14 protein-coding genes and 1 riboswitch are annotated in these 12662 nt (G+C 70.1%); of the genes, 4 read left to right on the top strand and 10 right to left on the bottom strand.

Going from position 1 to position 12662, the window contains the following annotated elements; all coding sequences use genetic code 11:
• Positions 1–438 precede the first annotated feature (438 nt).
• The 4 genes from AB0J42_RS35055 to AB0J42_RS35070 all read right to left on the bottom strand — a co-directional run bounded on the left by AB0J42_RS35055 (position 439) and on the right by AB0J42_RS35070 (position 3225).
• Positions 439–642, bottom strand: coding sequence for a cold-shock protein (locus AB0J42_RS35055; protein ID WP_364302315.1), 204 nt, complete (start codon positions 640–642; stop codon positions 439–441).
• Positions 643–893: 251 nt separating this feature from the next.
• Complete coding sequence (locus tag AB0J42_RS35060; protein WP_364302317.1) at positions 894–1169, bottom strand: MoaD/ThiS family protein; 276 nt, start codon at positions 1167–1169, stop codon at positions 894–896.
• Positions 1170–1194: 25 nt separating this feature from the next.
• Entirely contained in the window at positions 1195–2427 is a 1233-nt protein-coding gene (thrC, locus tag AB0J42_RS35065; RefSeq protein ID WP_364302319.1) for a threonine synthase, read from the bottom strand.
• A 13-nt stretch (positions 2428–2440) separates the two neighbouring features.
• Positions 2441–2582, bottom strand: a riboswitch (SAM riboswitch).
• Positions 2583–2667: 85 nt separating this feature from the next.
• Positions 2668–3225 carry an RNA polymerase sigma factor gene (locus AB0J42_RS35070; protein WP_364302321.1) on the bottom strand — a complete coding sequence of 186 codons (558 nt, stop codon included), beginning with the start codon at positions 3223–3225 and terminating at the stop codon, positions 2668–2670.
• A 31-nt stretch (positions 3226–3256) separates the two neighbouring features.
• Here AB0J42_RS35070 and AB0J42_RS35075 point away from each other — a divergent pair, with 31 nt between their 5' ends.
• On the top strand, positions 3257–4687 hold the full coding sequence (locus tag AB0J42_RS35075; RefSeq protein WP_364302323.1) for a trehalose-6-phosphate synthase: 1431 nt from the start codon (positions 3257–3259) through the stop codon (positions 4685–4687).
• A 52-nt stretch (positions 4688–4739) separates the two neighbouring features.
• Here AB0J42_RS35075 and otsB read toward each other — a convergent pair whose 3' ends face one another.
• On the bottom strand, positions 4740–5510 hold the full coding sequence (otsB, locus tag AB0J42_RS35080; RefSeq protein WP_364302325.1) for a trehalose-phosphatase: 771 nt from the start codon (positions 5508–5510) through the stop codon (positions 4740–4742).
• A 39-nt stretch (positions 5511–5549) separates the two neighbouring features.
• A complete protein-coding gene (locus tag AB0J42_RS35085) occupies positions 5550–5873 on the bottom strand; it encodes a DUF3263 domain-containing protein (protein WP_364302327.1) in 324 nt (107 codons plus the stop codon).
• Positions 5874–5989: 116 nt separating this feature from the next.
• Between AB0J42_RS35085 and AB0J42_RS35090 the strand changes: the two genes are divergently transcribed.
• The 3 genes from AB0J42_RS35090 (at position 5990) to AB0J42_RS35100 (ending at position 8610) form a co-directional block, all read left to right on the top strand.
• Entirely contained in the window at positions 5990–6796 is an 807-nt protein-coding gene (locus AB0J42_RS35090) for an SAM-dependent chlorinase/fluorinase (protein ID WP_364302329.1), read from the top strand.
• 114 nt (positions 6797–6910) lie between these two features.
• Positions 6911–7468 (top strand): hypothetical protein, encoded by a 558-nt coding sequence (locus tag AB0J42_RS35095; RefSeq protein WP_364302331.1) that lies wholly within the window; start codon positions 6911–6913, stop codon positions 7466–7468.
• On the top strand, positions 7465–8610 hold the full coding sequence (locus tag AB0J42_RS35100; RefSeq protein ID WP_364302333.1) for a S8 family serine peptidase: 1146 nt from the start codon (positions 7465–7467) through the stop codon (positions 8608–8610). The genes AB0J42_RS35095 and AB0J42_RS35100 overlap by 4 nt, the downstream gene beginning before the upstream one ends.
• 47 nt (positions 8611–8657) lie before the next feature.
• On the opposite strand, the gene AB0J42_RS35105 is transcribed toward AB0J42_RS35100, so the two are convergent.
• The 4 genes from AB0J42_RS35105 to AB0J42_RS35120 are packed head-to-tail and all read right to left on the bottom strand — an operon-like array spanning position 8658 to position 12625.
• Positions 8658–9674 (bottom strand): dipeptide ABC transporter ATP-binding protein, encoded by a 1017-nt coding sequence (locus AB0J42_RS35105; protein ID WP_364302336.1) that lies wholly within the window; start codon positions 9672–9674, stop codon positions 8658–8660.
• Positions 9658–10695 (bottom strand): ABC transporter ATP-binding protein, encoded by a 1038-nt coding sequence (locus tag AB0J42_RS35110; protein WP_364302338.1) that lies wholly within the window; start codon positions 10693–10695, stop codon positions 9658–9660. The genes AB0J42_RS35105 and AB0J42_RS35110 overlap by 17 nt, the downstream gene beginning before the upstream one ends.
• Before the next feature lie 12 nt (positions 10696–10707).
• Positions 10708–11688, bottom strand: a complete 981-nt coding sequence (locus AB0J42_RS35115; protein ID WP_364302340.1) for an ABC transporter permease — start codon at positions 11686–11688, stop codon at positions 10708–10710.
• A complete protein-coding gene (locus AB0J42_RS35120; RefSeq protein ID WP_364302342.1) occupies positions 11681–12625 on the bottom strand; it encodes an ABC transporter permease in 945 nt (314 codons plus the stop codon). Before AB0J42_RS35120 ends, AB0J42_RS35115 begins: the two co-directional genes overlap by 8 nt.
• Positions 12626–12662: the final 37 nt, after the last annotated feature.

A 12662-nucleotide genomic window follows, 5' to 3' on the forward strand; every position in this document is an offset into this window, starting at 1 on the left:
TTCTTCTCCAGCACGACGTTGCGGCCCTTGGGGCCGAGCGTGACCTTCACGGCGTCGGCGAGCTGGTTCATCCCGCGCTCGAGACCGCGCCGGGCGTCCTCGTCAAACGCGATCATCTTGGCTGCCATCAGGCGAGACCTCCCAGATGCAGGGTGTCCTTGATGAGACCGAGCCGACGCCCGCGACGGCATGTGGGCCCACATCTCCGTTCCGGCAGGCCCCATCGTCTCGATCCCCGTTGGCACTCATCAGCATAGAGTGCCAACGAACTGTTTAGCACTCTACCCATGCGAGTGCAAGCCGACTCCAGCCTTGGCCAGGTCAACAACTCGCCGTCAAGAAGTCCGTACGGCGGGCCCCGGGCGACCCGCCGTACCCGATGGTGAAGTGGCAGGTCACACGCACTGCGCTGACGTGTGATCTACCGACGTGCGTCAGCTAGGCGACAGCGCGGACGGATTCCGCCTGCGGCCCCTTCTGACCCTGCGTGATCTCGAACTCGACTCGTTGTCCCTGCTCGAGAGAGCGGTACCCGTCCATCAGGATTGCCGAGTAATGGACGAATACATCCTTACCACCGTCTACCGCGATGAAGCCGTAGCCCTTGTCCGCGTTGAACCACTTGACGGTGCCCTGCGCCACTTCCGACTCCTCTTACTGGGCTAAGAGATCTCGCCCATTCCTCTGCGAGACCCACAATCGCCACGACTTATGGGGATATCCGTCTGACGATCGCACTCGACCATACCTGTGGCAAGGCGGTCGGCAACAGAGTCAATCGACAAAAGCCCTATTTCTCTGCTAGCGGAGTAGTTCAAGGTTGTATTTCCCACAAAAGGGAGAAGGCGCCCACAAGGGGCGCCTTCTAGACGATTGCTCTGCCGGTCGGGGAGTCAGCCGCCCGCGACCGCCGGGATGATAGAGATCTGCGTGCCCTCCGGGGCGGGAGTGTCGAGGCCCTGGGCGAATCGGACGTCCTCTTCCCCCACATAGACGTTGACAAAACGCCGAATTTTGCCCGATTCATCCAGAATACGTCCGCCAATGCCCGGATAGTCGGAATCGAGCTTGGCCAGGACGTCACGGAGAGTCGCGCCCTCCCCGCTCACTTCCGCGTTGCCCCCGGTGTAGGTCCGCAGGATCGTGGGAATCCGCACAGTAACGCTCATGGTAAACCTCGCCTTTTCCTGGTTGTCAGACAGTCGCGCGGAACGCGTCGAGTGAGGGCCTGATCACGGCCGTGGGCTGCGCGTCGGCCACCACGGCGTCGAGCGTCTTCAGCCCGTCGCCGGTGTTGAGCACCACGGTCTCGGCCTCCGGGTCGAGTTGCCCGGTCTCGACGAGTTTCTTCAGCACGCCCACCGTGACGCCGCCGGCCGTCTCGGCGAAGATGCCCTCCGTGGTGGCCAGCAGCTTGATGGCCGCCACGATCTCGGCATCCGTCACGTCCTCGACGGCGCCGCCGGTGCGCCGGGCGATGTCGAGCACGTAGGGGCCGTCGGCGGGGTTGCCGATGGCCAGCGACTTGGCGATGGTGTCGGGCTTGACCGGCTGGACCACGTCGTGGCCCGCCTTGTAGGCCGCCGACACCGGCGAGCAGCCGAGCGCCTGCGCCCCGAAGATCTTGTAGGGCCGGTCCTCGACCAGCCCGAGCCGGATCAGCTCCTTGAAGCCCTTGTCGATCTTGGTGAGCTGGGAGCCGGACGCGATCGGGATGATGATCTGCTCCGGCAGCCGCCAGCCGAGCTGCTCGGCGATCTCGTACGCGAGCGTCTTGGAGCCCTCGGCGTAGTAGGGCCGCAGGTTGACGTTGACGAACCCCCACTTGTCGCCCATCGGGTCACCGATCAGCTCCGAGCAGAACCGGTTCACCTCGTCGTAGCTGCCCTCGATGGCGACGAGCTTCCCGCCGAAGATCCGGGCCATGGCGATCTTCGCCTGCTCCAGCCCGGCGGGGATGAACACGCACGCCTCCAGCCCGGCCCGGGCCGCGGCGGCCGTCACGGCCCCCGCCAAGTTGCCCGTGGAGGAGCAGGAGAGCGTGTGGAAGCCGAAGTTGCGCGCCGCCTCGACGGCGATGGCCACCACCCGGTCCTTGAAGGAGTGGGTGGGGTTGGCCGAGTCGTCCTTCACGTACAGGGACTTGATGCCGAGCGCCCTGCCCAGGTTGCCCGCCTTGACGAGCGGCGTCCAGCCGGGGTTCATGTTCGGCTTGGAGGCGACGTCGGCGGGCACCGGCAGCAGCGAGCGGTAGCGCCAGATGCTGGCCGGGCCCGACTCGATGTCGGACCTCTTGACGTCACCGAAGTCGTAAGCCGTCTCCAGCGGCCCGAAACACTCGACACACGCGAAGCTGGGGCCGAGCGGGTAACGGGCGCCGCACTCGCGGCAGGACAGAGCCGTGGCAGGACCAAAGTCAAGCGACATGAAGCGAGGCCTTCCCTCATCTTCGCCTGCGGCCACCCTGACCGCAGACCGGAATTGGCACCCTGTCCCGGTCGGCCTCGCCACGTCGCGAGCCATAAGCCGGGAGGGTTGCCGGGGCTTCGCAGGGCCGGTCCCTCCACCCCTCTGGATGAGCAATGTTCAATTGTTGCTACTGCCAGGGACTCTACCTAATCAACCACGTGCATTGGACACGCGTCTCACCCTGTGAGATGAACGGTCTCACCGGTAGTCGTCGCCGAGCACGCCCTGGACGTATTTGCGGGCCTGGTGGATGCGCGACTTGGCGGTGCCGAGCGGGATGTTGAGCTGCTCGGCCACCTCGCTGTAGTCGAGCTGCACGATGTCGCGGAGCACCAGCGCCTGCGCCAGGTCGGGCTTGTCGGCCTCCAGCGCCTCCATCGCGTCGAGCAGGTCCAGCCGCGAGCCCGCGATCACGCTGACCCGCCGCACGTCGGGCTTCTGCGACAGCAGCTCGTCGGAGCTCTGCTGCTCCGCCGCCCTGCGTTTCAGCGAGCGGTACGTGGTGCGCGCGCAGTTCGCGGTCACGATGTGAAGCCACGTGCTGAACCTGGCCCGCCCCTCGAACCGCCCGATGTTGCGCGCGACCGCGAGCAGGGTGTCCTGCGCGGCCTCTTCCGCGTCGTGGTGATACGGCAGGATCCGGGCGCAGTGTCGCAACACGTCGGGCTCGATCCGCCGCAGCAGTTCGCCGAGCGCGCGATGATCGCCGCCGGCGGCGGCACGGGCGAGTTCCTCGGTGTGCTCATCTAGCGCCATAGCTGGGATCCTATGGTCGGAGGGAGCGTAAATGAACAGCGTCCTGCTCGCGTCGAACAGAGGCCCGGTGTCTTTCACCGTCTCCGACGACGGCGTCCTCACCATGAAACGCGGCGGCGGCGGGCTCGTCTCCGGGCTTTCCGGCGTCGCCGGCGAGGAGGGCGTGCTCTGGGTGTGCGCCGCCCTCTCCGACGGCGACCGCGGCGCCGCCCGCCAGGCTCCCGGCGGCCGGCTAGACCACGCCGGCTACGAGACGGGCGCTGTACGGATGCTCGACATCGCGCCCACGACCTTCCACCGCGCCTACAACTCCGTGGCCAACTCCACCCTCTGGTTCGTCAACCACCTGCTCTACGACATCCCGAACGCGCCCCACTTCGGCACCCGGTTCCGGCGCGACTGGGAGTCCTACCGCGACTACAACGGCGCCTTCGCGCTCGCGCTGGCCGAGGAGGCGGGCCACGGCGCCCGGGTCATGGTGCAGGACTACCACCTGACGCTGACCCCGGCGATGCTCCGCGCCGAACGGCCCGACCTGCGCATCGCGCACTTCAGCCACACGCCTTGGGCGCCGCCCGAGTACTTCTCGCTGCTGCCCGACGCGGTGGCGGGCGAGGTGCTGGAGGGCGTCCTGGGCGCCGACCACGCCGGGTTCCTCACCCGCCGCTGGGCCGGCGCGTTCATGGACTGCTGCGAGACCATGCTGGGCGCCGCGATCGACCGGCAGGCCGGGACGATCACGTACGAGGGCCGCACCACCCGCGTCGGCGTGCACGCGCTCGGCGTCGACGGCAAGGCGCTGTGGGCCCGCGCCGGCGAGCCCGACGTCGAGTCCCACATGGCGGCCATCCGCGAGCAGGTCGGCGACCGCCGGCTGATCGTGCGGATCGACCGCACCGAGCTGTCGAAGAACATCGTGCGCGGCCTGCTGGCCTACAAGGAGTTCCTCGACGCCCACCCCGAGTGGCACGGGCGTGTCGTCCACCTGGCCTTCGCCTACCCGAGCCGCCACGACCTGCCCGAGTACCGCGAGTACACCGCGGCCGTGCAGCGCTGCGCGCAGGAGATCGAGGACGAGTACGCCACCGACGACTGGAACCCGCTGATCCTCAACGTCGACGACGACTACCCGCGCTCCCTTGCCGCCTACCGGCTCGCCGACGTGCTGCTGGTCAACCCGATCCGCGACGGCATGAACCTGGTCGCCAAGGAGGGCCCGATCCTGTCGCCGCGCTGCGCCCTGGTGCTCTCCCGGGAGGCCGGCGCCTGCGCGGAGCTGGGCGCGCACGCGCTGGTCGTGAACCCGTACGACGTCACCGGCACGGCGGAGGCCCTGCACGCGGCGCTGGTGATGCCGGAGCCGGAGCGCGCCCGCCGCCGCGAGCGGCTGGAGGCGGCCGCCACCGCCCTGCCACCGCACCGGTGGCTGGCCGCCCAGCTCGACGCCCTCGGCACCCCCTGACGGCGGGGAGCCGGCTCGCCGCCGTGACCATCGCCACGGCGGCGGGGACCGGTCACGGGCGGGTGAACGCCGAGGTCAGCTCGCGCAGCAGGGCCACCACGCCCTCGGGCCCGTCCACCACGATGTCGGCACGCTCGGCCAGCGCGGTGACCTCGCTGGAGCCGCTGCAGACGGTCACGCCGGGCATGTCGGCGGCCTGCACCGCGTCGAAGGCGGCCAGGTCGCCGAGGTCGTCGCCGGCGAAGAGCACCGACCGGGCGGACCGCTCGGCCAGGAAGGCGCTGAGCGCGTGCCCCTTGTCCATGCCCGACGGCCGCAGCTCCAGCACCATCCGGCCGGGCTCGACGACCAGGCCGTGCTTGGCGGCCAGCCGGGCCAGCGGCTCGCGGAGCCGTTCCAGCGTGCCTTCGGGGTCGGCGCTGCGCCGGGTGTGGACCGCGACGGCGCGGCCCTTGTCCTCGATGGCCGCGTCCGTCACGCCCAGCGAGTCGAGCAGCAGCGGCAGCTCCGCCTCGGCGCGCGGCACCCCGGCCGGCGGCGGGGGCGCGGTGATCCGCCCGTCCTCCCATCGTTCGAAGCCGTAGTGGCCGAGGATGACCAGGCCCGGCACGTCCTTGAGCGCGGGACCCAGCTCCAGCACCTTGACCGGCGGCCGGCCGGTCACGATGGCCACGGCGCGGACGTGCCGGCCGAGTTCGGCCAGCACCGAGGGCGCGCCGGGGTGGACGACCGCGGTGTCGGGGTCGGGCACGATCGGCGAGAGGGTGCCGTCGAAGTCGAGCCCGATCACGGCACCGGCCGGGTCTTTCAGTATCGCTTCCATTCCAGGGATGTCGTTCACGCCGCTGCCGTACCCAACCGGTCAGGGACGCATGCCCAGCCGCCGCGCCGAGCGCTCGCGCCGCCGGTCGGCGCGGAGCCTGCGCAGCCGCTTGACCAGCATGGGGTCGTGCGCCAGCGCCTCCGGGCGGTCGATGAGCTCGCCGAGCAACTGGTAGTAGCGGGTGGCGGAGAACCCGAAGGTCTCCTTGACGGCCTGCTCCTTGGCGCCCGCGTAGCGCCACCAGTGGCGCTCGAAGGCGAGGAGCTCGATCTCGCGGTCGGTGAGGGGTGGCCGGCCGGGCTCCTGGGCGTCCTGGCCGGTCCTGCGGTCGGCACTGTCACCGTCTGACGGCGCAGTGTCCATGGTGTCCTCCTCGAAACGGGCGGCGCGACGACGGCCTCACGCGCGGGGCCCGTGGCCATCGTAATGTGCCGAGTGCGACTGTTCACGGTGGATTGAGAGACGTACAGTCACTAAGTGTGACCTCAGTCATCACGCTTCTCACGGATTACGGGCTCGAGGACGGCTATGTCGCCGCCTGTCACGGAGTGATCGCCAGGATCGCCCCGCAGGCCCGGGTCATCGACGTGTGCCATCTGGTCCCGTCGGGCGACGTGCGGCGTGGCGCGGCCATCCTGGCCCAGACGATCCCGTACCTGCCGGCGGGCGTGCACGTCGGGGCGGTCGACCCCGGCGCGGGCGGCGCCCGGCGCGCGGTCGCGGTCGAGGCGGGCGGCCGGGTGTTCATCGGTCCTGACAACGGGCTGCTGTCGTGGGCGGTGGCCGCGAGCGGCGGCGCGGTGGCGGCGTACGAGCTGACGAACGCCGAGTACTTCCTGCGCCCGGTGTCGCCCACCTTCCACGGCCGGGACGTGTTCGCGCCGGTGGCCGGGCGGCTCTGCACCGGGCTGCGGCCGAGCGAGCTGGGTCCCGGGGTGCCGGTGGACAGGCTGGTGTCGCTGCCGGAGCCGACCTCGGTGCGGCGCGAGGGCGCGGTCGAGGGCGAGGTGGTCTCGGTGGACCGCTACGGCAACACGCAGCTGTCGATCACGGTGGGTGATCTGGAGGCGCTGGGCCTGCGGGTGGGCGACACGCTCGGCGTGTCGCTGGGCAGGCGGCGGCTGTCGATGCCCTATCGGGAGACGTACGCGGCGGTCCCGCCCGGGGAGCTGGTGGCGTTCGCGGACTCGGCGGGCCTGATCGCTCTCGCGGTGAACTGCGGAGACGCCGCGCAGCGCCTGGGTCTGCCGCCGGGCGCGCACGTCCGGCTGGCCCCCTCCGTATAGCGCAAAAGCCACTAATCACCAGTTACGCCGTGTATCGGACTGTTTACTGAACCGTCGGACTGAGCCGTCAACCCCGTGCCAGAATGCACGGCAAATCGGGCGCCCCCTCCCCCCGTGTTCGAGGTCGACGTGTTGCCGCTCTCCCTGTTTCTGCTTTTCACCCTGTCGTCATTCCGGTATCCGGCCGGGCCGGTAGCCGACCGCTGGCGCGTGTGGCCGGTGACGCGGGTCTTCCCGTACGCGATCACCGGCACCAGCCCGTCAGGCGCGCAGGTCACCTACCTGCTGGCCGGGATCGCCCCCGAGACCTCCTGCGCGGCCGCCTTCCGCGCCGCGCCGCCCGCCTGCGTGACCGCGCTGCGGGCCACGTACGCCGACAGCACCGCCACCTTCGTCGCCACGGCCGGCATCGCCGTGCTGGCCCGCCCCGTCCCTCTGGGGACGGCGGACCGCGTGACGGTCCGGCCGGTCGCCTTCCCCGGCCCGGCCGAGCACTTCGGCGAGCGGCAGTGCTTCACCGGTGCCCGGCTCGCCTCGGACGCGTACCTGGTGGCCACCGTCGCGGGCTACGCCGACGGGCGTTCCTACCACGCGGGCGCCCGGGTCATGTCCCGGCTGGGCGGTTTAGCCCGCCAGCTCGCGACCGCGCTGCACCGGGGCCTCACGGAATGAGGCCGCCACGCCTCCCCGCGGCGCTGCTCCTGCCGTCCCTGCTGCTGTTCGCCCTGGCGCCGCCCGCCGTCGCCGACGACGAACTCGGCGAGATCGCCAGGTCCAAGCAGTGGCAGCTCGACACGCTGCGGCTGCCCGACGCCTGGCGCGTCACCGAGGGCGAGGGCGTGCTGGTGGCCGTCCTCGACACCGGCGTCCGCGGCGACCACCAGGACCTGCGCGGCTCCGTGATGTACGGCCCCGACCTGACCGGCGCCGCCAGGACCCGCGGGAGCTGGGGCGACCACGGCACCGCCATGGCCAGCCTGATCGCCGGCCACGGCCACGGCAAGCACGGCGGCGGCGGGGTGCTCGGCGTCGCGCCCGCCGCCCGGGTGCTGTCGGTACGGGTCACACTGGAGAACTCCGACCCCCAGCGGACCAAACGGCGGCCCGGCGGCCACGACGCGCTCGCCCGGGGCATCCGCTACGCCGTCGACCGGGGCGCCCAGGTCATCAGCATGTCGCTCGGCGGCGGCAGCGGCTCCTGGGAGGGCTCGGCGGCCGAGGAGGAGGCGGTGCAGTACGCGTTCGCGCGCGGCGCGGTGCTGGTCGCCTCCTCCGGCAACGACGGCGACACCACCAACCGGAAGAACTTCCCCGCCGCCTACCCCGGGGTGATCGCCGTGGGCGCGGTCGACCGGAACCTCCGGCCGGCCCGGTTCTCCAACCGCCAGGACTACTTGTCGGTCGTCGCCCCGGGCGTCGACATCGTCACGGCCAGCGGCGACGGCACGTACGTGGTCGGCGACGGCACCAGCTCGGCCGCCGCGATGGTCGCGGGCATCGCCGCCCTGATCAGGTCCGCGTACCCGCATCTCTCCCCGTACCACGTGCGGCGCGCCATCGAGCTCGGCACCAGGAAGCGGCCGCGCGGCGGCTACAACACCGCCTACGGCCACGGCGTCGCCGACGCCGCCCTGGCCCTGCGCGAGGCCGAACGCCTGGCCGGGCCCACCCGGCCGCCCCCGCTCCCCGCGGAGCACTTCGGCGGCGACCCGCCGGTCTCCCGGGCCCTGGTCATCGCGGGCCTGGTGGCCCTGGCGCTGGGCCTGTCGGCCCGCATCCTGCTCCGCCACCGCGACGGACGGCCCCGGTACTGACACGGCGTGGCCCCCGCGCCGGTCGGCGCGGGGGCCACGGTGACCGCTCAGTTCACATGGACGACGTCGTGCGCCTCGGCGAAGTGGCAGGCGCTCTCGTGCGAGGTGCCCGGCCGGATCTGCAGCAGCGGCTCCTCCGTCGCGCAGATCTCCTGCGCCTTCCAGCACCGCGTGCGGAAGCGGCAGCCGGACGGCGGGTTGGCCGGCGACGGCGGGTCGCCCTGGAGGATGATCCGCTCGCGCTGCTCGCGGCCCTCGGGGTCGGGCACCGGCACCGCCGACAGCAGCGCCTGGCTGTACGGGTGAGCCGGCCTGTCGTAGATGTCGCTGTCCTTGCCGATCTCCACGATCTTGCCCAGGTACATCACCCCGACCCGGTCGGAGATGTGGCGGACCACCGACAGGTCGTGGGCGATGAAGATGTACGCCAGGTTGAACTCGTCCTGCAGCCGCTCCAGCAGGTTGACCACCTGGGCCTGGATCGACACGTCCAGCGCGGAGACCGGCTCGTCACAGACGATGATCTCCGGCTGGAGCGCCAGCCCACGGGCGATGCCGATGCGCTGCCGCTGGCCGCCCGAGAACTGGTGGGGGTAGCGGTTGATGTGGTCGGGGTTGAGGCCCACGACCTCCAGCAGCTCCTGCACCTTGCGGGTGCGGTCGCCCTTGGGCGCCACTTCGGTGTGGATGTCGAACGGCTCGCCGACGATGTCGCCGACGGTCATGCGCGGGTTCAGCGAGGTGTACGGGTCCTGCATCACCATCTGGATGTTGCGCCGCATCCGCTTGAGCTCGGCGCCCCTGGCCTTGCCGATGTCACGCCCGTTGATCCGCACCGAGCCGGAGGTGGGCCGCTCCAGCGCCATCAGCACCTTGGCGAGCGTGGACTTGCCGCAGCCCGACTCGCCCACGATGCCGAGCGTCTCGCCCCTGGCGAGGTCGAAGGAGACGCCGTCGACGGCCTTGATGGCCCCGATCTGCTTCCTGAAGACGATCCCCTGGGTGAGAGGGAAGTGCTTCACCAGGTCGCGGACCTCGAGGATCGTCTCACCCTTGGTCGCCATCGAGGACCTCCCTCCAGTAGTGGCAGGCGCTGTTGCGCCGGCCGCTGATCTCGTAGAGCGGGGGGTTGTCGGTCACGCAGTTGTCCTGCCGGTACGGGCAGCGCGGGTGGAAGGCGCAGCCGGTGGGCATGTCGAGCAGGTTCGGCGGCAGGCCCTTGATGGCGTACAGGTCCTGGCCCTTGAGGTCGACCCGCGGGATCGACTCCAGCAGCCCCTTGGTGTAGGGGTGGGCCGGGGCCTTGTAGATGTCGTGCACCGGGGCGTTCTCCACGATGCGTCCCGCGTACATGACCGCGATCTTGTCGGCGACGTCGGCGACGACGCCGAGGTCGTGCGTGATCAGGATCATGCCCATGTTGCTCTCGCGCTGCAGCTCCGCGAGCAGCTCCATGACCTGGGCCTGGACCGTCACGTCGAGCGCGGTGGTCGGCTCGTCGGCGATCAGCACCTCGGGGTCGAGCGCGATCGACATGGCGATCATGATGCGCTGCCGCATGCCCCCGGAGAACTGGTGCGGGTAGTCGTTGACCCGCTGCTTGGCGGCCGGGATGCGGACCCGGTCCATCAGCTCGACCGCCTTCTTCATGGCGTCGCGCTTGGACATGCCGCGGTGCACCCGGAACATCTCGCTGATCTGCCAGCCCACGGTGAACACCGGGTTGAGCGCGGAGAGCGCGTCCTGGAAGATCATCGCGATGCGCTGGCCGCGCACCTGGGTGCGCGCGTCCTCCGACAGCTTCAGCAGGTCGGTGCCGCGGAACCGGACCTCCCCCTTGGGGATCCGGGCCGGCGGCGTCTCCAGGATGCCCATGATCGCCTGCGCGGTCACGGACTTGCCGGACCCCGACTCGCCCAGGACGGCGAGGGTCTCTCCGGCGTTCAGCGAGTAGCTCACGCCGTTGACGGCGCGGACCACGCCTGCGCGCGTGACGAACTCCACGTGCAGGTCGTCCACCGCGAGCAGCGGCTCGTTGCCCAGCCCTCCCTCGGCCGGCAACGCGTCCAGCGATGTCTTGCTCATGTCTCCCCCCTCCTACCTGAGCTTCGGGTCGAGCGCGTCGCGTACGGCGTCGCCCAGCATGATGAACGCGAGCACCGTGATGCTCAGGAACACGGCGGGGAACACCAGCGGCAGCGGCGCCTCCAGGAACCGGTTGCGGGCGTCGGCGATCATCAGGCCCCAGGAGATGTCCGGCGACTGCACGCCGACCCCCAGGAAGGACAGCGCGGCCTCGGCCGCGATGAAGACGCCCAGGTTGATGGTGGCGATGACGATCACCGGCGCGATCGCGTTCGGCAGCAGGTGCCGGAACATGATGCGCGCCTGGCTGGCTCCCAGCGCCTTGGCCGCGAGGACGAAGTCCTGGCTTCGCGCGGTGATGACGGCCGCCCGCATGATGCGGAACGTCATCGGCCAGGCCAGCACCGACAGCGCGATCACCACGATCCAGATGCCGAGCCCTTGGTCCCGGAACGTCGCCGTGATGAGCAGCGCGCCCAGGATGGAGGGGATCGCGAAGAACACCTCGGTGACCCGGGAGGCGAGGACGTCGGTCCAGCCGCCCCGGGCGCCCGCGAGCAGGCCGAGCAGCCCGCCGACGATCGCGGTGACCAGCGCGGTGGCGACCCCGATGATGATCGAGTTCTTGGCGCCGTAGATGGTCTTGGCGTACACGTCGCAGCCGAGGTTGTCGCGGCCGAAGATGTGGCCGGGGCTCGGGCCCTGGCGGGCGGTGGACAGCTCGCAGGTCTTCGCGTCGAACGGATCGATCGAGGTGAACAGCGACGGCCAGAACGACATGACCAGCAGGACCGCGATCAGGACCAGCGAGATGATGAACATCGGCCTGCGGCGCAGGTCGTACCAGGCGTCGCTCCAGAGGCTCGCCGGCCTCGCTTCCTTCTTCTTCTTGGGCTTGGCCGGGGGCGGCTCGCCGGGAGCCTGGTTCTCGTTCGACGGCCGGGTGCTGGGGAATGCCGGCCCGACCCGGCCCAACTGCGGTGTCTCACTCATAGCGGATCCTCGGGTCGAGCACGGCGTACAGCATGTCGACGATCAGGTTTGCCACGATGTACACCAACACCAGGATTGTCACGATACCTACGACGATGGGTTGCTCGCGTAGGTAAACGCCTTGGAACAGCTGCAGGCCGACGCCGGGCAGGTTGAAGATGGTCTCGGTGATGATGGCGCCGCCCATGAGGTTACCCAGGTCGGCCCCGAGGAAGGTGACCATCGGGATCAGCGCGTTGCGCAGCCCGTGCCTGCCCACCACCCGCCCTCTCGACAGGCCCTTCGCGGTGGCGGTGCGGATGTAGTCGGAGCGCAACGTCTCGACCAGACTCGTTCTCGTCAGACGTGTCAGGTACGCGATCGACGTACCGGCCAGCACGAAACCGGGCAGCAGGTACGACTTCAGGCCCAGGCCGACTCCCGCGATGGGGAAGAACTCGACTCCGGTGACCTGTTTCAGCCAGACGCCCAGCCACAGCTGCAGCACGAAACCGGTGACCAGGGTCGGCACCGAGATGAGCAGCAGCGTCGAGGCCAGGATCGCGGTGTCGGTGGCCCGGCCGCGGCGCAGCGCCGCCCAGAGGCCGAGCAGCAGGCCGATGATCGCCTCCATGACCAGCGCGACGAGCGCCAGGTTCAGCGTGACCTGGAACTTGCCCGCCAGCAGCTGAGTGACCGGAACGCCGGCGAAGGTCTTGCCGAAGTCGCCCTCGAACAGGATGCCGCTGATGTAGTACCAGTACTGGAGCAGCAGCGGATCGTTGAGGTGGTACTGCTCCCGGATGATGGCGGTGATCGCCGGGTCCTGACGCTTCTCGCCGGCCAGCGCTTCGATGGGGTCACCGGGAAGCGCGAACACGATGGCGAAGATGAACAGGGTGGCGCCCAGCAGGACTGGTATCGCCTGGATCAGGCGCCTGATGATGTAACGGCCCATACAAGCCTCCCGTACATGCCAGAAGGCAGCCCTTGGG

This window comes from Nonomuraea sp. NPDC049649 (assembly GCF_040675175.1).
Classification (GTDB): Bacteria; Actinomycetota; Actinomycetes; order Streptosporangiales; family Streptosporangiaceae; genus Nonomuraea.